Origin of the sequence: Bradyrhizobium sp. SPXBL-04 (genome assembly GCF_051853035.1) — a bacterium.
GTDB lineage: Bacteria > Pseudomonadota > Alphaproteobacteria > Rhizobiales > Xanthobacteraceae > Bradyrhizobium > Bradyrhizobium zhanjiangense.
The window spans coordinates 8,345,744-8,365,938 of the sequence record NZ_CP182472.1 but is presented as its reverse complement, the minus strand read 5'-3'; the positions used below and the strand labels follow the sequence as shown (position 1 = coordinate 8,365,938).

Sequence of the window (20,195 nt, the reverse complement as noted above, 5' to 3'; positions counted from 1 at the left end):
GTTGTGACCCCAACAGTCCATTCCGTCATTCCGCGGCTCGAGCGGAGCGAGAGAGCCCGGAATCCATCGGGCCACAGAGTACGCGGCTGAATGGATTCCGGGCTCACGACTTCGTCGCGCCCCGGAATGACATTGAGTGAACCAGACGTCAGAGACGCAGCTCTAGCGCCCCGGCTTCAACCCCGGCACCAGTGCGGCGAGCCTGTCCTTGATCGGGCGGCCGAACATCGATCCGCCCATGCCTGACGGCGGTGGACCCGGCGGAGGTCCGCGGCGCCCGACGGTCGCATCGGTGCGGCGGTCGACGCCGAGCGTCAGCGTCGCAACGTAGCGATCGCGCTCCTCCTTCACCGCGCAGAAAGCGCGATGCTCGGGATCGGAGCGTCCGATTACGAGGTCATTGGCGTTGATGATCGTGCGCTGCCGGGCGCGGTCCTTGTAGGCGGGAACGTTGATGTAGATGAACTCGTTCAGTGCGTCTGGCAGGAAAGTCTGCCCGGTCAGTACCGTGCGGTCGTCCAAAAATACCTTGAAATGGATGTGCGTGGCGCGGCCGTCGTACCAGCCGGGATAGATGGTATTGAACGCAACCCAGCCGGCCTCGTCGGTCATCTGCGTGCCGCGCAAAAACGTCTTGCTGGTCGCGTCGATGTTGTGGCCGTCGCCCTGGCCGGGAAACGCCGAATAGAGGCCTTTTGCATCGCAATGCCAGATGTCGACCCGGGCGTCCCTGATTGCCGTGCAGGGCCCGGCTTCGATCACGCGCAGCCGCAGTGTCAGTGGCACACCGGGCCTGCCCTCCGTGATGTCGGACCGAACGAGTTTCGGGTCGGCATAGAACGGCCCTTCCTCCGCCTGGGGCGTCAGGATGCAGGCCGGCTCAGCGTCCGTTAAAGCGGGAGCGGCCTTCGCGCCGCTCTGGAGCAATCCCGCCGCACTGGCCGATACAAACCCCAGGAATCCGCGCCGCGTCGATCCGTTCACTCATCTCTCTCCCATTAGCTCTGGCGGGAGATCGTGATCGGCCGAGAGGACGGCAAGATCGCGCTGCGATGGTGCCGGCAATCACCCGATCTGCTTCTCGCCGTGCCGCTCCGACAGCGTGAAGATCTCGACGCCCGTCGCCGTCACGCCGACCGAATGCTCGAACTGCGCCGACAGCGAGCGGTCGCGGGTGACTGCGGTCCAGCCGTCGGAGAGGATTTTGACGTGCGGCTTGCCGAGATTGATCATCGGCTCGATGGTGAAGAACATGCCGGGCTTGAGCTGCACGCCTTCGCCGGGCCGGCCGATGTGGATGATGTTCGGCTCGTCGTGGAACATGCGCCCGAGGCCGTGGCCGCAGAAATCGCGCACCACGCTCATGCCCTGCGGCTCGACGAAACTCTGGATGGCGTAGCCGATGTCGCCGGTGGTGGCGCCGGGCTTCACCGCGGCGATGCCGCGCATCATCGCTTCATAGGTGACTTCGATCAGCCGCTCGGCCTTCCGGGCGATCGGGCCGACCGCATACATCCGGCTGGAATCGCCGTACCAGCCGTCGACGATGAAGGTGACGTCGATGTTGACGATGTCGCCTTCCTTCAGCGGGCGGTCGCCGGGCATGCCGTGGCAGACCACGTGATTGAGCGAGGTGCAGGTCGAGTAACGGTAGCCGCGATACATCAGCGTCGCCGGATAGGCGTTGTTGCTGAAGGCGAAGTCGCGGACGAATTCGTCGATGCGCGAGGTCGGCACGCCGGGCCCGACGATGTCGGTGAGCTCGTCGAGGCACTTGGCCACCAGTGCGCCCGCCTTGCGCATGCCGGCAAAGGCGCTCGGCCCATGCAGCTTGATCTGTCCGGTCTTGCGCAGGGAGGTATCAGTGGCTTCGACGTAGCTCATGCGGGAACTGTCTTCCGGGCTCGGGGGCCTGATTTCGATGTTCGGCGGAAAGGCTTGATTTCAGGCCCTAATTTAATGATTGCGGGCCTTCATGCAAGCCGAGCGTGACCTTTGCACCCAAAAGCGGGCCTAATTCGGGACTTCTACGGTGGTTTCCACCGGTAGCGCGCCACCTCGAATGCGGATTTCGCGGACGGGGTAGGGAACCCGGATGCCCTCGCGCTTGAAGGCGTCCCACAGCGCCAGCATCACGTCGCTCTTGACGGTGTCCATGCCGTCGGGATCGGCGAGCCACAGGGTCAGCGAGAACTTCATGCCGGCCTCGGCGAACTCGGTCAAAATGCAATTCGGCGGCTTGCCCTTCTGCGCGCGCGGATGGGCGGCGGCGGTCTCGGCGGCGAGCTTGCAGACCAGGCGTGGGTCGGCGTCGTAATTGGTGCCGAAGGCGATCTTCACCAGCGTGTTCTTGTCGGTATAGGTCCAGTTGACGACCTTCTGCGTCACCAGATCCTCGTTCGGCACCAGGAATTCGCGGCCGTCGCCAGCGGCGACGGAAATATAGCGCGTCTTCATCGCGCTGATGCGCCCGGTGTTGTCGCCGATGGTGACGAGGTCACCGGGCTTCACCGACTTGTCGGCGAGCAGGATGATCCCCGAGATGAAATTGGCGACGATCTTCTGCAGGCCGATACCGATGCCGACGCCGACCGCGCCGGAGAATACCGCGAGCGCCGACAGATCGATCCCGACCGCGCCGAGCGCGATTACGATCGCAACCGCAAGCAGCCCGATGCGGATGATTTTCACCAGCAGCACCTGCACCGACGGCGTCAGGTCGGTGGTCGCATTGATCCGGCTCTCGGCAAAATTGCTCGCGATGTTGGTCAGCCAGAGTGCGATCAGCAGCAGCGCGCCGGCCTTGAGCGCCAACAGCGGGGTCAGCCGCAGGCCGCCGAGCACGATGGCGAAGGAATCGAGCAGCTCGACTGTCGCATCGAGTTGGCCGAGGATGGAGAGCGCGGCGACGAACCACGCCGTGATCGACACCAGCTTGACGATGAAGGCGTTGCGCAGCACCGAGGTGAGCAGCCGGATCACGAGCCATGCCAGCCCGAGCTTGGCCGCGACCATCAACAGATAGCTGCGGCTCGGCCAGGTCGCATGGTACATCACCACGCGTGAAATGATCACGAGCAGGGTGAACACCGCCGTCGAGGCGCTTGCGACCATCACCCGGACGAAGTGCCGGAGCGGCAGCGGCCAGCGCATCGCCAGCGACGTCATATCGACGCGGATGCGAATGGCGGCCTCCGCCGCATAGGCGATGCCGGCCGCGGTCAGGATGAGACCGAATTGCAGGTAGAACCAGGGTGAGGAGATTTCCGCCCCGACGCTGCGCGCGGTGGTCTGCACGAACTCCATGAAATCCTTGAGGTCCATGTCCATCGGGTCGGTCTCGTCAGGAAGCAGGCGATTGATTCGAAGGAGCCGCAGAATCCCACAAAGGGCACCGCCGGACCATCGATACACCGCGAAGTGATGCGCGTTAAGGCCGCAAAATGCGGCCAGATTGCCGCGAGCGGGAGAAAATGGGTTGGCGCGCGAGTCCGCCGACGATAAGGATGCAATTCCAGCGATTTGTACCCGGAAGGTGGATGGCCTCCCTCGACTCCGTCAGTCTCGCCATATTGCTCGGCGCTGTCCTCGTCATGGCCGGCATCCTCTCGAGCCTGCTTGCGCTGCGCTTCGGCGCGCCGCTGCTGCTCGTCTTCCTTGCGATTGGCATGCTCGCGGGCGATTCCGGCCCCGGGCAGCTCCAGTTCGACGACGTCCGCACCACCTATCTGGTCGGCTCGGTCGCGCTCGCCTTGATCCTGTTCGATGGCGGCTTGCGGACGCGCTTTGCCAGCATCCGCACCGTGCTCGCGCCTTCCGTGGTGCTCGCGACGATCGGCGTGCTGCTGACGGCGATGATCACGGCGCCATTCGCGAAATACGCGCTCGATCTCAACTGGACGGAGTCGCTGCTGGTCGGCGCCGTGGTCGCTTCGACCGACGCCGCCGCGGTTTTCCTGCTGGTGCACACCCAGGGCCTGCGCCTGCGCCCGCGCGTCGGCGCGACGCTGGAGGCGGAATCCGGCACCAACGATCCGTTTGCGATCTTCCTCACGCTCATGCTGGTCGAGTACATCTCGCTGGGATCGAGCTCGCCCGGCCATGTGCTGATCGAATTCGTCCAGGAGGCGGTGCTGGGTGCCGTGGTCGGCGTCATCGGCGGACGCCTGGTCGTGATCGCGCTCAATCAGGTGGCGCTGCCGCAGGGCCTTCATGCGCCGTTCGTGACGACAGGCGCGCTCGTCATCTTCGGCGGCTCGCAGATCATGCACGCATCAGGCTTCCTCGCGGTCTATCTCGCCGGCATCATCATCGGCAACCGGCCGACGCGGGCGCATAATTCGGTGGTGGCCTTCCTGGACGCCGCGACCTGGCTGGCGCAGATCGTGATGTTCGTGCTGCTTGGCCTCCTGGTCTCGCCGAGCCGGCTCGGTGCCAGCGTGCTGCCGGCAGTCGCCGTCGCTCTCATGCTGATGCTGGTCGCGCGGCCGCTCGCGGTGCTCGCGTGCCTTGCGCCGTTCCGCTTCAACTGGCGCGAGAAGGTCTTCATCGCCTGGACGGGCTTACGCGGTGCCGTCGCGATCTTCCTGGCGTCGATCCCGATGCTGGTCGGCCTGTCCAAGGCCTATCTCTATTTCGACGTCGCTTTCGTCGTTGTCATCATCTCGCTGCTGCTGCAAGGCTGGACGCTGGCGCCCGCCGCGCGCAAGCTGCATGTCGCACTGCCGCGCGCCGAGCGCGGTCCGCGCCGCGTCGAGTTGGATCTGCCCGGCCAGCTCGAGCAGCAGCTGGTCGGCTATCCGGTGCGGCCGAAGAGCCTGTATTTCCGCCGGGGCCTGATTCCGTCCTGGTCCAAGCCGACGCTGGTGATCCGCAACGAGAGCATATTGACGCCGACGGAGGCCGATCCGGTCGCGCCCGGCGATTACATCTATCTGCTGGCGCCGCCGGAAAAGGCCGAGGCGCTCGACCGCTTCTTCGTCGACATGCAGCCGAGCTCGGCGCCGGATCCGCATCTGCTCGGCGACTTCATGGTCTCCGGCGAGCACACGCTTGCCGAGCTCGCCGAGATCTACGGCGTGAAGCTCGGCGCGGACGACGGCAAGCTGACGCTGGCCGATTATTTCGACGTCCATCTCGACCGCGCGCCGAAGGAGGGCGCCGAGCTTGCGCTGGACACGATCGTGCTGGTCGCGCGCTCGATCTCCGGCGGCCGCGTCAACGTCGTCGGCCTACGCCTGCCGGAAGAGGACGAGACCCCCGCGCCACTGACCCGCACGCAAGCGCTGCGGCGCAAGCTCGCCGATGTGTGGGCGTCGGTGGCGGGGGTTTAACTTGGGTCCTGGCGAAAGCCAGGACCCATCACCCCAGAAACAAGTTGTTGCCGAGAGTGGCAACCACGAGTCCTCGCCAAACCGCAGTCGGTGGTTATGGGTCCTGGCTTTCGCCAGGACGACCACGAAGAGGAACCGCCACCAAATCGCCGCAACCGCCGAAGATTTGCGCGGTTTCGTGACCTTGAAACCCGGAACACTCCGCCATGCCGCTCGTTCTAAGGCGCGTAACCGCTTGGACTAACAGGAGTATGCAATGCGAAAGTTCATCCTTCCGATTCTCACAGCCCTTGCGCTCGGCGCTGCCGCACCGGCGATGGCCTATGACACCGGCGATCAGATCTCGATGCAGGCCGCCCTCGATGTCGCGACAGATCTCGGCGTCGTGACGGTCTCGCACACCAACTTCCTCGGCGACGAATGGGAGGTTGACGGACGGGATCGTGTCGGCCGCTGGATGGAAGTCTATGTCGATGCGAGGACGGGCGAGGTGCGCAACGTCGAGCGCGGCTGGTAGCTCTGAATGATGCTGCCGCGTAGCCCGGATGGAGCGAAAGCGAAATCCGGGTGCGCTCTCACCCGCGGCACCGCCCCGGATTACGCTTGCGCTCCATCCGGGCTACGATGTCAACACCTTCACCCCGCCAAAACTCGTCACGCGGCCCTGCTTCAGCATCACGATCTGCGTGGCGAGCTGGCGCAGCTCGGCGGCGTCGTGGCTGACATAGACCATCGGCACGTTGGCCTCGTCCCGCAGCCGCACCAGATAGGGCAGGATCTCGAGCTTGCGGCTCTCGTCGAGCGCCCCGAGCGGCTCGTCGAGCAGCAGGAGGCGCGGCTTCGACAGCAGCGCGCGGCCGAGCGCGACGCGCTGGCGCTCGCCGCCGGAGAGCTTTCCGGGCCGGCGGCCGAGCAGGGCGCCGATGTCGAGGAGATCAATGATGCGCTTGTGCTGGGCCGGATCGGCGGCGAGGCCGTTCATCCGCCGTCCATAGTCGAGATTCTGCGCCACGTTGAGATGCGGAAACAGCCGCGCGTCCTGGAACACATAGCCGATGCGGCGGCGCCAGGCCGGCACATGAACGCCGGCCGCGGTGTCGTCGACGGTCTCGCCGTCGATCACGATGCTGCCGCGGTCGGGCCGCAACAGGCCCGCGATCATGTTGACCAGTGAGGTCTTGCCGGCGCCCGAGGCGCCGAACAGGCCGATGACGCGGCCCTCGCTGGTGAAGGACGCGTGCAGCGAAAACTCACCCAGCTGTTTCTCGACATCGACGCGCAGCATGGTCAATTCCCGTGCAGCCGCGCCGTGGCGCGGCGGGCGAACCATTCTGCCGCAATCAGCGCGCCGAGCGCGAGCACGATCGAGACGATGACGAGCCGTCCCGCCGCGGCGTCGCCGTCGGGCGTCTGGATCAGCGAATAGATCGCGGACGAGATCGTCTGGGTCTCGCCGGGAATATTGGAGACGAAGGTGATGGTGGCGCCGAACTCGCCGATCGCCTTGGCGAAGCCCAGCACCATGCCGGCGAGCACGCCGGGCAGCGCCAGCGGCAGCGTCACCGTGAAGAACACCTTCCAGGGTGCCGCGCCAAGCGTCTCGGCGGCCTGCTCGAGCCGGCGGTCGATCGCCTCGATCGACAGCCGCATCGGCCGCACCAGCAGCGGAAACGCCATCACGCCGCAGGCGAGCGCAGCGCCGGTCCAGCGGAAAGAGAAGACGATGCCGAAATGGTCGGCGAGGAAACTGCCGACGGGGCCGCGGCGGCCGAAGCTGAGCAGCAGCAGATAGCCGGTGACCACAGGCGGCAGCACCAGCGGCAGATGCACGGTCGCGTCGAGCAGCGACTTGCCCCAGAAATCGCGCCGCGCGAGCAGCCATGCCAGGGCGATGCCGAACGGCGTCGCCACCAGCGTTGCGATGATGGCGACCCTGAGCGAAAGCAGGATCGCCGTCCATTCGGCGGGTGAAATCTCGGACATCAAGCCGGAGATATCACGTGGTGGAGCTGATCAGGAATTTGAAACCGTATTTTTCCAGAATGGTCTTGGCGGCCGCGGAGCGCAGGAAGGCGAGATAGTCGCTGCTCTCGCCCTTCGCGGTCGTGGTGGCGGCGACGGGATAGACGATGGGGGGGTGCGAATCCGCCGGGAAGGTGCCGACGATCTTCACGCCCGGCTCGACCTTGGCGTCGGTCGCATAGACGATGCCGAGCACGGCCTCGCCGCGCGCCACCAGCGTCAGCGCGCCGCGCACGCTCTCGGCCATGGCGAATTTCGGCTCGGCGGCCTGCCAGGCGCCCAGCTTCTCGAGCGCAGCCTTGGCGTATTTGCCGACCGGCACGGATTTCACGTCGCCGGTCGCGATCCTGCCGTCGCCGGCGAGCTTGGCGAGATCGAAGCCTTGCGCGATCGTGACGTTGTCGACCTTGGAGTCCTTCGGCGCGATCAGCACGATGCTGTTGCCGAGCAGGTTGACGCGGGTGGATTCGTTGATGGTCTTCCTGGCGATCGCGTAGTCCATCCAGTCGGTATCGGCCGAGACGAATATGTCGGCCGGCGCGCCCTGCTCGATCTGCCTGGCCAGCACCGAGCTTGCGGCATAGCTGACGGAGAACTTGACGCCGGTCTTGGCGGTGTAGGCCGCGTCGATCTCGTCGAGCGCGTTCTTCATCGAAGCGGCCGCGAACACGGTGATGGTCTTGTCCTCGGCGGCGGCGGGCGACGGGCTTGCGCCCGCGAGGATGACGACGGCGGTGACAAGTGCGGCAATACGAAACATGGATAGCGCTCCGTGCAAGCTCGCGCGCGGTGACGCGCGCAAATCTGGCGTTGGGTGGGTCTGATGCGACGGGCGGACGCGCTGTTCCACGGGCCTTGCGACGGCTTACGGCCGGCAGGGATATCGCTGCTCGCGAAGATAGCAGCCCTCGGCCTCAGGTCAAACCTCGTTCGTCGTCCCGGACCAGCGGAGCGCCGATCCAGGATCCATTACCCCAGGAGCAGTTTTGCGAAGACTGGAGTTATCAGCTCGTGTCAGGTCTCCTCCCTGGGGTAATGGGTCCTGGCTTTCGCCAGGACGGCGGCTGAGAGGCTACGGCTTCGCATCCGCTGCATGCAGCACGGCTTTGCATGCCGCCGGCATGTCGGCCAGCGTCATCGGCGGCTTCGGTTTCGGCGGCTCCGGCGGCGGCTTTGGGTGCAGCACTGCATCCGAGAACCAATAGGCGAGATCGGAGGCCTTGCAGCCTTCGTCCTCGGATTGCGACGGCTGGCCCTCGCATTCTCCGGCGCCCGCCGGGCAATGCATGCGGATGTGGAAGTGATAGTCGTGGCCCCACCAGGGGCGGATCTTCGACAGCCAGGCGCGGTCGCCCTTGGCCTCGCGGCACAGCGCCTTCTTGATCGCGGCATTGACGAAGATGCGCTGCACCGCCGGCTCCCGCGCCGCATCGCGCAGCACCAGCACATGGCTTGGCGTGAACACCTTCGGATCGACGTCGAGCCGGTCGGGGCGAACCATCATCACCGCCGACATCTCCTCGCGCTCCTCGCGCGAGAGCCGGCGGTCCGGCATCGGCGTCAGCCAGATGTCGGCATCGAGACCGATCTGGTGGCTGGCATGGCCTGACAGCGCCGGCCCGCCGCGGGGTTGCGCGATGTCGCCGACCAGGATGCCCGGCCAGCCGGCGTCCTTGTGCGCTTTGGCCGCGAGCCGCTTGATCAGGGCGATCATCTCGGGGTGGCCGTAGTTGCGGTTGCGCGACAGCCGCATCACCTGCCAATTGTCGCCGTTGAGCGGCATCTGCATGGCACCGCCGATGCAGCCCTTGGTATAGGAGCCGATGACATGGGCCGATCCCTTCGACGGCAGCAGCTTGCGCGCGAACAGCTCCTTGGCGGCGAGGGAGGGGTCGTTCGGATTGGCGAGCGGCGGCAGCGGTTTTGGGGTGACACTGCCCTTGTCCTGGGCCAGCGCGGTGCCGGCGGCCAGGAGTGTCACAAAAAGCAGGAGAGGAGCGAGGCGGCGGGGACTCATGCCGAATCCTTATAACCCAACGCCGCGTCAGGGTTAAGGAGAGGGCAATGCAGCGATCACACGGGCAGCCAACATCCGTCGCGTCATCCCAAAGTCGCACGCGCGATGGTCGATCCTTAATCGCGCGATAACCCTGTTCTGCATTGACCAAAATTCGTGCGCGACGTGAGGAATAACCGCGGTTCGCATGCAATCGCGCGCGATTTCGGAAATGATTCAAGCGCGCGCGCAATTTTGCGCCAGATCGGTCCTTCACCGCGGCGCCGGGATGAGGTTGGCGACGCCCGTCGACGCAGCCACGCCTCGCAAACAGGCAGCAAGCGGCCACTCGCGCGGGCCGCGGCTGGGCAAGATTACTTTTTTTTCAGACACTTGCCCCAAAGCTTGCGGTCACTGGGCGTGACTGGGACGAGTGAAGTTGAGTTTGGGGTCTCGAAAGACAGCAAAGCGAAAGCGCAACGTGCTTGCCCAAGCCGGCCGACAGCCGCGCAAGCCGCGCTTCGCGCGCACGCCTCATCCGCCAGCCGACCGCGATGAACTCTTGCGCAGCCGCGCCGAGGCGGAAGCCGCCATCGCGGAAGCGCGCAAGTCGCATGAGCGCCTGCGCCAGGCCATCGACATCCTGCCGCAGGGCATCGTGTTTCTCGATGCCGACGGCCGCTACGTGCTCTGGAACAAGAAATACGCCGAGATCTACAGCAAGACCGCCGATCTGTTCGTCGAAGGCGCGCGCCTGGAGGACACGCTGCGCATCGGCGTCGCCCGCGGCGACTATCCCGAGGCCGTCGGCCACGAAGACGAGTGGATCGCGCAGCGGCTGCAAAAGCTCTATCAGCCCGGCGCGCGTCACGAGCAGAAGCTCGCTGACGGCCGCGTCATCCTGATCGACGAGCGATTGACCGATGACGGCGGCGTCGTCGGCCTGCGCGTCGACATCACCGAATTGAAGCAGCGCGAGGCCTCGTTCCGGCTGCTGTTCGACGGCAATCCCGTGCCCATGATCGTCTGCGCGCTGGACGACGAACGCATCCTCGGCGTCAACGATGCCGCGATCGCGCATTATGGCTATAGCCGCGCCGAGTTCGAGCGGCTCAAGATTCGCTCCTTGCAGGCCTTCGACAGCGAGCCGCCCTGGACCCCCGATCCAACCGGCGCGGAGCAGGCCGGGCGCACCTGGAAGCACGTCAAGGCCGACGGTGCGCTGATCGACCTTGCGATCTACTCGCGCGAACTGACCTATGCCGAGCGGCCCGCAGTCCTGCTCGCGCTGATGGACATCACCGAGCGCAAGCGCGCCGAGGCGCGGCTCGCCTTCATGGCCCAGCATGACGGGCTGACCGGGCTGCCGAACCGCAATTTGCTGCGCCAACAGGTCGACGAGATGCTGCTGCATACGCGGCGCAGCACCGACAAGGTCGCGCTGCTGATGCTGGGGCTCGACAATTTCAAGGCGGTCAACGACACGCTGGGACACGCGGTCGGCGACAAGCTGCTCCGCGGCGTCGCCAAGCGGCTGCGCTCGACCTTGCGCGAGGAAGACGCGCTGGCGCGGTTGAACTCGGACGAGTTCGCCATCGTCCAAAGCGGCCTGGCACGTCCCGAGGACGCGGTGATCCTGGCAAAGCGCTTGCTCGAAGCCATCGCCGATCCCTATCTGCTCGACGGCCATTCCGTGGTGATCGGCGCCTCGATCGGCATCGCGATGGCGCCCGGCGACGGCGATGAGTCCGAAAAGCTGCTCAAGAGCGCCGACATGGCGCTGTCGCGTGCCAAGGCCGATTCGCGCGGCACCTTCGCCTTCTTCGAGGCGGCGCTGGATGCAAAAGCGCAGAGCCGGCGCAAGATCGAGGTCGAGCTGCGCGACGCGATCCAGAACGACGTGTTGCGCCCCTATTACCAGCCGCTGATCGACCTCCAGAGCGGCCGCATCACCGGGTTCGAGGCGCTGGTGCGCTGGCCGCATGCCGAGCGCGGCATGGTCTCGCCGGCCGAGTTCATTCCGGTCGCCGAAGACACCGGCCTCATCAACCCGCTCGGCGGCCTGATGCTGCGCCGCGCGTGCCTGGATGCCGCGGCCTGGCCGGACGACGTCCGTGTCGCCGTCAACCTGTCCCCGCTGCAATTCCGCAGCGGCAATCTGCTGTCGATGGTGACGGACGCGCTGAAACATTCCGGCCTGCCGCCGCGGCGGCTCGAACTCGAGATCACCGAGACGCTGCTTTTGGAGAAGAGCGCGCAGGTGCTGGCGACCTTGCATGCGCTGCGCGCGCTCGACGTGCGCATCTCGATGGACGATTTCGGCACCGGCTATTCCAGCCTCAGCTATTTGCGCAGCTTCCCCTTCGACAAGATCAAGATCGATCAGTCCTTCGTGCGCGATTTAGGCGCCAACCGCGAAGCCCAGGCGATCATCCGCTCCATCGTCAGCCTCGGCAAGGGCTTGGGGGTCACCATCACCGCCGAGGGCGTCGAGACTGAAGCCGAGCTCAGCTGCTTGCGCACCGAGGGCTGCGACGAGGGTCAGGGCTTTCTGTTCAGCAAGGCAAGGCCGAATGCGGAGATCATCAGCCTCTTGGCGGCGCAGCGCGGCATCGACGCCACGGACGAGGACGCCGCGCTGGTGGCGTGAGTGCGGCGCAAGAGCGTGATGCTGCCTCACCTCTCCCTGCTTGCGGGGAGAGGTCGGATTGCGCAGCAATCCGGGTGAGGGGGTACCGGTCTCACGCCGATCGCATCCGCGGAGAGAGGCCCCTCACCCCAACCCTCTCCCCGTAAGAACGGGGCGAGGGAGTGCAACGTCATCGCGGCTGCCGTTCAGCGTCCTCCCGCCAAAATCCCCTTCCCCACATCCTCATAATGCGTGTCGCGCGCCTGGATCTGCTGCGCGATGGCGTGCATGTCGCGAAACCGCCGCTCGAACGGATTGCTGCGGAACACCGCGGTCGCGCCGGCCATGTGATAGGCGGCGTCGACCACCTTTGCCGATTGATGGATGGTCCAGGTCGCCGCCAGCCGCACCGCACTGCGATGCGCGGCGCTGAACTCGCCGGTCGCGGACAGATCGCGCCACATCGCATGCGCGGTCGCATAGAGATAAGCGCGCGCGGCGCGCAAATCGCCCTCGGTGCGGCCGATCAGTCCCTGGACCGCGCCGTTGTCGCGCATGGCGCTGGCCGCGAGTGACTGATGTTTTCCACGCGCCAGCGCGATGGCCGCATCCAGTGTCGCCCGCGCCACGCCGAGCGAGACCGCGGCGAAGCCAAGGCTGAAGGTCGAGCCGGTACCGATCTTGTAGAGCGGACCCTTCTCGCGCAGCGCCGACGGCACGTCGCGAAACGCTGTAAAGCGCTCGGGAATGAAGAGGTCGTTGACCTCGTAGGAATCGGTGCCGGTGCCCGCGAGCCCGATCGCCTGCCACACATCGTGCAGCACGGCGCTCGCGACCGGAAACAGAATGGTGCGCACCTCCGGCGACCCGTCGGCATTCCTCCGTGGCGTGCCGTCGGCATTGACGATACGCACATGCGCCCCCAGCCAGCTCGCCTGCCGCGAGCCCGAGGCAAAATCCCACCGCGCCGTGACGCGATAGCCGCCCTCGACCGCGCGCGCCTCATGCGCGATCGCACCCCAGGCGAGGATGCCGGGCGGCGTGTTGAAGATCTCTTGCGCGGTGTCATGGTCGAGCGAGGCCGCGATCATCGCGCAGACGCTGCACTGGCCGAGACACCAGGCGGTCGAGGCATCCGCCTTCGCGATCTCCTCTAGCATCTGCATAAAGATCTCGATCGGGGCTTCAGCGCCGCCGAGGCTTTGCGGGAGGAGGGCGCGATAGAGCCCGTTCTCGATCAGCGCATTGACGACGACCGGCGTCAGCCGCCGCGTGAGCTCGATCTCATCGGCTTCGCGCGCAATCAGCGGCGCGATGGCGCGGGCACGTTCGACCAGGCCAACTCCGGGAGTTGCGTTCATTGCTGCGTTTCCTCGCCCATTCTGCCGTGAGCGGTCAGGAACGCGATGGTCCTCTATTTGGCAGCGAGGATCAAGATCACTTCGCTCCATCCGGGCTACGTACTATGGCGCGGACCGGCTCGGAACATCGAGGGATCGCTCCATAATGATCGTGCGTTCGTCATCGTGATAGCTGTCGCGCAGGGCCTTGAACCCGAGCCGTGCGTAGAATGCTTCAGCGGTGATCGAAGACGAAACGGTCAGCGAGGGAATGCTTCGCTCGCGCGCTGTGCGCTCGATCTCTGCCATCAGCCGCTTGCCGATACCTCGGGCCTGAATATCGGGAGCCACGAAGACCGTACGGACCACGCTTCCGTCGAGGCTTGCCGTTCCAACCACGCGGCTGCCCATCGAGGCGACGAAAACGGTGCGTTTCCCGATCAGCTGGTGCACTGCGTCTGGGCTGAAGCTGCGCTCGACCCTTTTGATGATCTCGCCCGTATAGTCCTTCGCGTTGGTTTCGCGCAGCGCGCGCAGGATGACCGCGCTGATGTCAGCAGCGTCGTCCTCACGTGCCAGTCGGATCGTGCATTCCATGATCGCTCCACTCGCTCAGCAGTAGCTCGTAGGATGGGTAGAGCAAAGCGAAACCCATCAAACCTCTTCCTCACAAATCGGATCGAGCTAGCAAAGCATTACCAGATTCTGCGTCCGCCCATCTGGGCGATGGGTTTCGCAAGAACTCAACCCATCCTACGAGCTTTCCCGTAGCATTGCCGGTACAATTTGTTCGACTGATTGCGGCGGGATTCCAAGCTCGGAAAATCCTGGCATTCCCACCGACGCGATGTTGTCGATCTGCATCAACTCCACCTGATTCCGCGTGATGGGCGGCCTTGGAAGCAGCTCCGAAATCCATCCCGCCACATGCCAAGCAGTAAACGGTACTGGAATGAGCATAGGGCTGCGGCCGGCTGCGTGCGCGACGGTTCTGAGAAGCTCTTCGTAGGTGTAGATGCGAGGACCCGCGCATTCATACGTGATTGCGTTCGATTCGGTGCTCAGAAGCGCTCTTGTGATCGCGTCGGCCACATCGTCAACATAGGCCGGCTGCAATCGCGTCGATCCGCGGCCAAACATCGGATAGATCGGATATCGGCGGAGCAGCTTGAGGATGATGGTGAGAAACGCGTCATCCGGGCCGAACATGACCGCCGGGCGAACCAGCGTAGCCTCAGGAAATGCTGCGCGGACCGCGAGTTCGCCTTCGCCACGCTTGCGAATATAGAGGGACGGCGACGTGGCATCAGAGCCGATACCGGAAACGTGGATGAGCCGCTTGACGCCAGCTCGATATGCCCGGGCAGCCAATCGCCGGGCTGATTCCACATGCACGGAATGAAAAGTCTCCTGTCCGTGTTCAACATAGAGGCTGACCGCGTTGACGGCGCCGTATGCGCCGTCAACAGCAGCGGCTATCGAACCTTCGTCGCGTAGATCGACGTTCACGGATTGGAGGCGTGGCTCGTCGTGACCAAAAAGCTGTCTGCCTCGTTCGGGATGTCTTGATGCAATCCGAACGAAAAACTCGGGCGACCGGAGCAAATGTTGAACAACGCGGCGGCCGAGAAACCCCGTTCCACCGAACACCGTAACAAGGCGATTATTTGCGGGCGCCATAGCGCAACTCGTACTGAGATCGTCTCAAGCCAGCGGAGACCGCAGGCTCGTCGGTCGTCTATTCTCGCGAAAGCGGCGCCTGGCAACGGCAGTCCGTTTCATCTCACCGTCCCCCGCGTGAGCGCCAAAATTCCCGAGGAAGCTGCGTGCAACGCCGCCGAGCCTATTCCTGGCTTTACACACGATCGCGGAGGTCGGTCACGCCTTCCTTCTGGGCGCAGTGGTCGCAGCAATAGTAGGTGCCGCTCTTTTCCAGGCCGTGTCCCACGATGCGCGTTCCGCAATGCTTGCACGTTGGCGCCAAGGCATGAATTGCGCACTCAAAGCTGTCGAACGTGTGCGCCTGGCCGTTCATCACCACCTGAAAACTCTTGTCATAGTCATTGCCGCAGGTTTCGCATGTCGACATTGTGCCTCCTTCACGCCACGCGGCGTTTGCGAGTTTGAGCTGCCTTCTTGGCTGACCTGGAACGTTCATCGGCCGGTGCGCTACGAACGGCGGAGTTCACCAATTGTTCCTATTCGACCTGACTTGCTTCAGATCGTCTAGGAGCCAGTGTGCACCGGCCGCTGAAGCACCTCAGTCGGCATCCCGAGGACAACTTTAGACACGGGATCAAATTGATTGGTCGAATCGTCAACTTGCGCCATGCCTTTCGAAAATCCGAGGATGTGCGCGATTTTTGCCAATGCAGTTTGCGGGTTGCGGCGAATGTTTAGCCGCCATTTCCCGCCAGGGGCTCGGACCTTTCGTCCTCTTGTGTAGCTGCAGAAATGCGCCGCCGCTTTGGCTCGACGCAGACCTCTGCAAACTCCGCCTTGATGTCGGCTGATTGAAGTAAGGCTGACTCGTTGTGCTGAAAGCGAGTTCTTCGGAGGCTGACCCTCAACAGACATTTCCGGTCGGTATTTGTTTGGTTCAGGAAAATGCGCGGCGGGCCAGCACCGTTCGTGTTCCGAGGCGGGCGACCTAAGTCTGAGCCGCCCGCCGTTTGGATGAATTTCGTGCAGGAACCTTGCCCTATCTGGGATGTTGGAAGGCAATTGCGAGAACTTAGGAGGAACTCGTATGAGAACTCTATTATTGGCCGGTGTAATGGCGGTTGCTGGTTTCGCTATCGCCACGCCGATCTCCATCGCGCCCGCGTCAGCTCAAGTTGCCGTTGAAACTCCGCTCGGCGGCGTGAGAGTTGGCCCGGAGCGGCGTTACTACCGCGAGTACGATCGACCCGCTTATCGCGCTTACGGATATGATCGCGGATATCGCGGTGGATGCCGCACCGTCACGATCGAGCGCGACGACGGCTCGGTCCGCAGGGTCCGCCGTTGCGATTAGCAGTACCGGACTAGAAGAGTGACCCCCGGCGCTCACAAAAGAGCGCCCGAGCCGAAGGAATTGGGAGCGATACTAAGAGCGATACTAAGGCCGCTTCAGTTGGCGGCCTCTTTCAGTTTGCGGTTCAAACAAGTCAGGAATTGAGTGAGCCGTAAACCATGCCCAGTGTTACGCTGTAGGTTAGAAACAGTGCGGGTGAAATGCCAAGTCCAACCTGGTGTGCAACCGCAGCAAATGACGCGAAGGGCCATGAGCCGACATCGCTCCAATCAAGCGGCGATACTTGTCAGGCTCCTTGGCGGCCGTAGGGGAAGCAGCGGTTGCGATCGAGTGTGAGACCGAAATGCGCTCCCAATGCAGCGATGGCCGCGTCCTGCTGAGGATAAGGATCGGCATTGGATGCGGCAACGATGATGATCCGGAACCCGCCGCGATCCTTGCCACCGGGTGGCAGCATCGCTGTCGTCAGTGCATTGCCCTCCCTGTCGCGCAGCGTGAGGAAAAGCGGCATCTCTCGCTGTATATGGGCCTCGAGGCCGATGTCGCGCTCGATCGCGTTGGGCCGCTCGGGACGCCAGGACTGGACTGCCTTCTCCCGCTCGCGGCGGAAATATTTCTCAACTGTGTGACCCATCAGGCGCGACTCATGCATCGCTTCACCTTCCGTCTCGATACGGAACCAGGTCTTGCCCTTCGGCGCGTCGCAAACATACTGCATTTCGCCCGTCCTGCGATCGCCGCAATTCTAGGACGGCGGGCCTGCAAAGCCAATATGAGACTCGCTCCCGTGTATAGCGCCGCACGATCAGAGGGGCTAAGAGTTCCTGATTGGACGTTGAAGTTCTAGTGAGCCCAAACAATACTAGGTCGACCGGAATAAATCCTCTTCAAGGAGCGTCCCGATGCCTGACGTAAGGGAAAAGCAACGCGAAGCCCGCCGGAAGATCATTCGCCAATGGGCGAAGCTTCCGAAGGATAAACGGCAGTCTATGGAGGGGATTTCTGAATTCGCCAGAACAGCCGCTCAGCAGAACGAGAACGCATTCGTCCGCAGTCGTCGCGATCCGTATCAGAAGATCATGGGATGGCTATTGCCGCGTGCTCATCTCTGAACGACTGAGTCCCCTGCACATCCTATGCCCTGTTAGCGACCGGGATCGCGCGGCAGTGCAATGTCGCGAAGGGCCAACAGGTGACGTTCGAAATGAAAAAGGCCGCCAACCGAGGCGGCTTACTTTTGCACCTCCAGCTCTGCCAGGATTTTCGTGAGCGTCTCAAGCAAGCGTAAGGCGCGGGTCGCTGGGCGACCTTCGCACAGCGCTTCGCTCACCTCTTCAATTTCGCAATCGATACGGGCCCGAACTCGCGAGATCAGCTCGGCGCGGCGCTCCGGATTGTCGATTAGAATGAGCATCGCGTTGCTTCGCTATTTAGCAGGCGGGAGCGTTGCGGCAGCACTCGGCGCTGCATCATCGGCGTCAAGGATCGCGACCTTGCGACCGAGTTGCCATATCTCGATGCCGTGGCGGTTGATGAAGCGCCGTGCGGCCTTGACAGCGGCTTCATCACTGGCCGCCTCAATCACCCGCGCATCGCAGATGTGACCATCCTCGCCGATAATAAATGCTCGGTATCCGACCATATTGAATTGCTGCTCCGCGCTTGGTTGGCGGCCGCAATTCCTTGGACGAAGCCAGTCGTTGACGCGGGAAGCGGTCTCGGCTTGGCGCGCACGACGCAAAAGTCCTTCGCGTTCGACGCCGGGCGGAGTGGCTTGGGCCCGCTGGCGCAGACGTTCTGCCTGTTCGAGCAGCCGCTGTTCGAGGGTGCTGGTTTGTTTGAAACGGCGTCGCATCGGCGCTGCTCCATTTAAGTTGGGGCGGGAGCGCAACCGGCGTTCTCTTCACCGATAACTGCCCTTAAGGACGGTGCGGTGATCGAAGAAGTAGATACCCGTTATGTCTGGTTGTCGACGTAAATATTCGCGAGCTCGAAAGAAATGCTAGGAACTATTTCGCTTGAGAAGGCCATAGCACTCGCACGATAAATCTCGCACGAGGCTGCGATCCAGGATCTGAAGTTTTCCCCGCGAATAGGCAATGGCTCCTCGTTTTTGCAGCCTGTTTGCGACATCCGTGATGTATGTGCGGTGCACGCCCAGCATCTCGGACAGTAGCTCCTGTTTCAGTACGAAGTGATCGCTTTCCGCGCGGTCCGCCGTGTGTAGCAACCACCGACAGAAGCGCTGCTCGACGCCATGCAGCGCATTACAGGCAGCTGTCATCCTGGTTTGGTCGAGCAACACGTCAGCACTCCTGACACACAGCTCCGCCATAGGCGCGCTGTGCGTCACCAAGTTCCGAAACTCCTTCACTGAAATTTTCAAGGCTTGAACCGGTAGCTGGGCGACGACGCGAACGAGGGACCTGCGCGGCGGCCCAAGGCCCGCACGGGCTCCGATCATGCCTTCCCGCCCGACGACGGACGTTTCGGCCGTCCGACCATCTTTCAGCACGACCAAAAGCGAGAACATGCCCGATAGCGGGAAGTGAACGGCCGTGATTTCCTGGCCCTCCTTTTGAACAACATCGCCTTGGGCATACCCGACGATCGACGACCTCTCCCTTACAGACTCGAGGTCCCGTAGCGGAAGAAGGGCCAAGAGCTTGTTGCGAAGAGGATCATCCACTTGCGCACCTATCGCCCCATCGGTCGGGCCGGTCCGCAGGGGGTAAATCAACGCTCCGAGGGCGTTACCACGGAAGGGGTACGTGACGACAAAGTCGGATGAGGTCGATCCGTTCCTCACGATTCTTACGTTGCCGTGCAGGGGTCCCGGCAATCGTTCGTGCGCTCTGGATACCTAAACGGGAGCTTGGTGGATGATAGTTGAGGTCCGTTTGGGGTCATTCGCGTCGATTTGGCGGCTGCTGACGTGCCCGGCGCCATCGCGATCTTCGCCCTCGGGCCACGAGCGGCCCCAAATAAGTCCTTTGCTAAACCTGCGCTTCCGCTTTCGCATCCCGGCCATTTCGACCCAGACGCGGCTCCGTTCCCGCCAAAAGCCTTTGAACGTTGGCGCGATGGCGGATGATCACGTAAAAGCCGCCTCCGATAACCAGCAACCGATACGGCAATGGGTGCTCGACCGCGCAGACGAGAACGATTGCCGTCAACGCCGCGAGCATCGAGCTCAAGGAAACGATCCGGGTCATAGCCAGCACACCGCCAAAGACGGCTGCAGCCCCCAATCCCACGGGCCACGACATCGCCAGCAACACACCGAGCCCGGTCGCAGCAGACTTGCCGCCGGTGAAGTTCAGCCAGATCGATCGGCTATGTCCCAACAGCACGGCAATTCCAGCCAGACAAACAGCCCATGGCACCCAGATTTGCAGATCAGACGCTGTCGGCGGCGGGGATAGTTCTGCATAAAGCCAAGGACAGAACCAACGCGCGGCGATGATGGCACTCACGCCCTTCAGCACATCGCCCACGAGCACGAACAAGGCAGGCCATTTACCGAGGGTCCGCAAGACATTCGTTGCCCCGGTGGACTTGGAGCCATGATCTCGAATATCGATGCCCCTGAGCAGTTTCCCCACCAGATAGCCCGTGGGGACTGACCCGAGGAGATAGGCGATCACCAACCCAACCGCGCCCGCTGTCCAAAAAGCCATTGGTTTTATGTCCAGTTTCCCGAACGCTGTTTTATCTCCGACTTCGCGTGACCGCTATGGGTCTTGGCTGCGCGAAAACGCCAAGACGCTTGAGCCCGGTAGGATGGGTAGACCGAAGCGAAAACCCATCAAGCTTCATCTAGATGCTGCGTTCGCCCATTGGGGTGATGGGTTTCGCA

The 20,195-nt window shown here is 63.5% G+C and carries 20 protein-coding genes; 4 read left to right on the top strand and 16 right to left on the bottom strand.

Going from position 1 to position 20,195, the window contains the following annotated elements:
- Positions 1 to 162: 162 nt before the first annotated feature.
- From ACNJX8_RS39830 to ACNJX8_RS39820, 3 genes are all read right to left on the bottom strand, one after another.
- Positions 163 to 984 carry an intradiol ring-cleavage dioxygenase gene (locus ACNJX8_RS39830; RefSeq protein ID WP_439359032.1) on the bottom strand — a complete coding sequence of 274 codons (822 nt, stop codon included), beginning with the start codon at positions 982 to 984 and terminating at the stop codon, positions 163 to 165.
- An 81-nt stretch (positions 985 to 1,065) separates the two neighbouring features.
- Positions 1,066 to 1,884 carry a type I methionyl aminopeptidase gene (gene map, locus ACNJX8_RS39825; RefSeq protein ID WP_128940269.1) on the bottom strand — a complete coding sequence of 273 codons (819 nt, stop codon included), beginning with the start codon at positions 1,882 to 1,884 and terminating at the stop codon, positions 1,066 to 1,068.
- Positions 1,885 to 2,013: 129 nt separating this feature from the next.
- Positions 2,014 to 3,330, bottom strand: coding sequence for a mechanosensitive ion channel family protein (locus ACNJX8_RS39820; protein WP_128936964.1), 1,317 nt, complete (start codon positions 3,328 to 3,330; stop codon positions 2,014 to 2,016).
- Positions 3,331 to 3,539: 209 nt separating this feature from the next.
- On the opposite strand from ACNJX8_RS39820, the gene ACNJX8_RS39815 reads away from it, so the two are divergent.
- Together ACNJX8_RS39815 and ACNJX8_RS39810 are read left to right on the top strand one after the other, a co-directional pair.
- Complete coding sequence (locus ACNJX8_RS39815) at positions 3,540 to 5,333, top strand: potassium/proton antiporter (RefSeq protein WP_439359031.1); 1,794 nt, start codon at positions 3,540 to 3,542, stop codon at positions 5,331 to 5,333.
- 256 nt (positions 5,334 to 5,589) lie between these two features.
- Positions 5,590 to 5,850, top strand: a complete 261-nt coding sequence (locus ACNJX8_RS39810) for a PepSY domain-containing protein (RefSeq protein ID WP_128936962.1) — start codon at positions 5,590 to 5,592, stop codon at positions 5,848 to 5,850.
- A 102-nt stretch (positions 5,851 to 5,952) separates the two neighbouring features.
- Here ACNJX8_RS39810 and modC read toward each other — a convergent pair whose 3' ends face one another.
- The 4 genes from modC to mepA form a co-directional block, all read right to left on the bottom strand.
- A complete protein-coding gene (gene modC, locus ACNJX8_RS39805) occupies positions 5,953 to 6,618 on the bottom strand; it encodes a molybdenum ABC transporter ATP-binding protein (protein WP_128940266.1) in 666 nt (221 codons plus the stop codon).
- A gap of 2 nt (positions 6,619 to 6,620) precedes the next feature.
- Positions 6,621 to 7,316: a molybdate ABC transporter permease subunit gene (gene modB, locus ACNJX8_RS39800; RefSeq protein ID WP_128936960.1), complete on the bottom strand. Its 696-nt coding sequence runs from the start codon at positions 7,314 to 7,316 to the stop codon at positions 6,621 to 6,623.
- A 13-nt stretch (positions 7,317 to 7,329) separates the two neighbouring features.
- Positions 7,330 to 8,115 (bottom strand): molybdate ABC transporter substrate-binding protein, encoded by a 786-nt coding sequence (gene modA / locus ACNJX8_RS39795; protein WP_439359030.1) that lies wholly within the window; start codon positions 8,113 to 8,115, stop codon positions 7,330 to 7,332.
- Positions 8,116 to 8,427: 312 nt separating this feature from the next.
- Positions 8,428 to 9,372, bottom strand: coding sequence for a penicillin-insensitive murein endopeptidase (gene mepA, locus ACNJX8_RS39790; protein ID WP_439359029.1), 945 nt, complete (start codon positions 9,370 to 9,372; stop codon positions 8,428 to 8,430).
- Positions 9,373 to 9,832: 460 nt separating this feature from the next.
- On the opposite strand from mepA, the gene ACNJX8_RS39785 reads away from it, so the two are divergent.
- Positions 9,833 to 12,001, top strand: coding sequence for a putative bifunctional diguanylate cyclase/phosphodiesterase (locus ACNJX8_RS39785; RefSeq protein ID WP_439359028.1), 2,169 nt, complete (start codon positions 9,833 to 9,835; stop codon positions 11,999 to 12,001).
- 185 nt (positions 12,002 to 12,186) lie between these two features.
- Here ACNJX8_RS39785 and ACNJX8_RS39780 read toward each other — a convergent pair whose 3' ends face one another.
- The 5 genes from ACNJX8_RS39780 to ACNJX8_RS39760 all read right to left on the bottom strand — a co-directional run bounded on the left by ACNJX8_RS39780 (position 12,187) and on the right by ACNJX8_RS39760 (position 17,054).
- Entirely contained in the window at positions 12,187 to 13,341 is a 1,155-nt protein-coding gene (locus tag ACNJX8_RS39780) for an acyl-CoA dehydrogenase family protein (RefSeq protein WP_439359027.1), read from the bottom strand.
- Positions 13,342 to 13,443: 102 nt separating this feature from the next.
- The gene (locus tag ACNJX8_RS39775) at positions 13,444 to 13,917 is read right to left on the bottom strand and encodes a GNAT family N-acetyltransferase (protein ID WP_439359026.1); all 474 of its coding nucleotides are present in this window, start codon (positions 13,915 to 13,917) and stop codon (positions 13,444 to 13,446) included.
- Between the two features lie 156 nt (positions 13,918 to 14,073).
- Positions 14,074 to 15,000, bottom strand: a complete 927-nt coding sequence (locus tag ACNJX8_RS39770; protein ID WP_439359025.1) for a complex I NDUFA9 subunit family protein — start codon at positions 14,998 to 15,000, stop codon at positions 14,074 to 14,076.
- Between the two features lie 175 nt (positions 15,001 to 15,175).
- Positions 15,176 to 15,409 carry a hypothetical protein gene (locus ACNJX8_RS39765; protein ID WP_091896907.1) on the bottom strand — a complete coding sequence of 78 codons (234 nt, stop codon included), beginning with the start codon at positions 15,407 to 15,409 and terminating at the stop codon, positions 15,176 to 15,178.
- A gap of 1,213 nt (positions 15,410 to 16,622) precedes the next feature.
- On the bottom strand, positions 16,623 to 17,054 hold the full coding sequence (locus ACNJX8_RS39760) for a hypothetical protein (protein ID WP_128936953.1): 432 nt from the start codon (positions 17,052 to 17,054) through the stop codon (positions 16,623 to 16,625).
- 184 nt (positions 17,055 to 17,238) lie between these two features.
- Between ACNJX8_RS39760 and ACNJX8_RS39755 the strand changes: the two genes are divergently transcribed.
- Positions 17,239 to 17,448, top strand: coding sequence for a hypothetical protein (locus ACNJX8_RS39755; protein WP_063707793.1), 210 nt, complete (start codon positions 17,239 to 17,241; stop codon positions 17,446 to 17,448).
- Between the two features lie 119 nt (positions 17,449 to 17,567).
- On the opposite strand, the gene ACNJX8_RS39750 is transcribed toward ACNJX8_RS39755, so the two are convergent.
- From ACNJX8_RS39750 to plsY, 4 genes are all read right to left on the bottom strand, one after another.
- Positions 17,568 to 17,750, bottom strand: a complete 183-nt coding sequence (locus ACNJX8_RS39750; RefSeq protein ID WP_091896915.1) for a hypothetical protein — start codon at positions 17,748 to 17,750, stop codon at positions 17,568 to 17,570.
- Between the two features lie 12 nt (positions 17,751 to 17,762).
- Positions 17,763 to 18,191 (bottom strand): hypothetical protein, encoded by a 429-nt coding sequence (locus ACNJX8_RS39745; protein ID WP_346016200.1) that lies wholly within the window; start codon positions 18,189 to 18,191, stop codon positions 17,763 to 17,765.
- 147 nt (positions 18,192 to 18,338) lie between these two features.
- Positions 18,339 to 19,025 carry a Crp/Fnr family transcriptional regulator gene (locus tag ACNJX8_RS39740; protein ID WP_439359024.1) on the bottom strand — a complete coding sequence of 229 codons (687 nt, stop codon included), beginning with the start codon at positions 19,023 to 19,025 and terminating at the stop codon, positions 18,339 to 18,341.
- Positions 19,026 to 19,332: 307 nt separating this feature from the next.
- A complete protein-coding gene (gene plsY, locus ACNJX8_RS39735; RefSeq protein WP_439359023.1) occupies positions 19,333 to 20,016 on the bottom strand; it encodes a glycerol-3-phosphate 1-O-acyltransferase PlsY in 684 nt (227 codons plus the stop codon).
- Between the last annotated feature and the right edge of the window lie 179 nt (positions 20,017 to 20,195).

Bases quoted from the DNA above. Each gene is read 5' to 3' on its own strand.
- modA (WP_439359030.1), bottom strand. From the start codon at position 8,115: ATGTTTCGTATTGCCGCACTTGTCACCGCCGTCGTCATCCTCGCGGGC.
- ACNJX8_RS39780 (WP_439359027.1), bottom strand. From the start codon at position 13,341: ATGAACGCAACTCCCGGAGTTGGCCTGGTCGAACGTGCCCGCGCCATC.
- modC (WP_128940266.1), bottom strand. From the start codon at position 6,618: ATGCTGCGCGTCGATGTCGAGAAACAGCTGGGTGAGTTTTCGCTGCAC.
- mepA (WP_439359029.1), bottom strand. From the start codon at position 9,372: ATGAGTCCCCGCCGCCTCGCTCCTCTCCTGCTTTTTGTGACACTCCTG.
- ACNJX8_RS39745 (WP_346016200.1), bottom strand. From the start codon at position 18,191: ATGCGACGCCGTTTCAAACAAACCAGCACCCTCGAACAGCGGCTGCTC.
- ACNJX8_RS39815 (WP_439359031.1), top strand. From the start codon at position 3,540: ATGGCCTCCCTCGACTCCGTCAGTCTCGCCATATTGCTCGGCGCTGTC.
- ACNJX8_RS39755 (WP_063707793.1), top strand. From the start codon at position 17,239: ATGCCTGACGTAAGGGAAAAGCAACGCGAAGCCCGCCGGAAGATCATT.
- ACNJX8_RS39810 (WP_128936962.1), top strand. From the start codon at position 5,590: ATGCGAAAGTTCATCCTTCCGATTCTCACAGCCCTTGCGCTCGGCGCT.
- modB (WP_128936960.1), bottom strand. From the start codon at position 7,316: ATGTCCGAGATTTCACCCGCCGAATGGACGGCGATCCTGCTTTCGCTC.
- ACNJX8_RS39775 (WP_439359026.1), bottom strand. From the start codon at position 13,917: ATGGAATGCACGATCCGACTGGCACGTGAGGACGACGCTGCTGACATC.
- plsY (WP_439359023.1), bottom strand. From the start codon at position 20,016: ATGGCTTTTTGGACAGCGGGCGCGGTTGGGTTGGTGATCGCCTATCTC.
- ACNJX8_RS39770 (WP_439359025.1), bottom strand. From the start codon at position 15,000: ATGGCGCCCGCAAATAATCGCCTTGTTACGGTGTTCGGTGGAACGGGG.
- ACNJX8_RS39750 (WP_091896915.1), bottom strand. From the start codon at position 17,750: ATGCTCATTCTAATCGACAATCCGGAGCGCCGCGCCGAGCTGATCTCG.
- ACNJX8_RS39765 (WP_091896907.1), bottom strand. From the start codon at position 15,409: ATGTCGACATGCGAAACCTGCGGCAATGACTATGACAAGAGTTTTCAG.
- map (WP_128940269.1), bottom strand. From the start codon at position 1,884: ATGAGCTACGTCGAAGCCACTGATACCTCCCTGCGCAAGACCGGACAG.
- ACNJX8_RS39820 (WP_128936964.1), bottom strand. From the start codon at position 3,330: ATGGACATGGACCTCAAGGATTTCATGGAGTTCGTGCAGACCACCGCG.
- ACNJX8_RS39760 (WP_128936953.1), bottom strand. From the start codon at position 17,054: ATGCAGTATGTTTGCGACGCGCCGAAGGGCAAGACCTGGTTCCGTATC.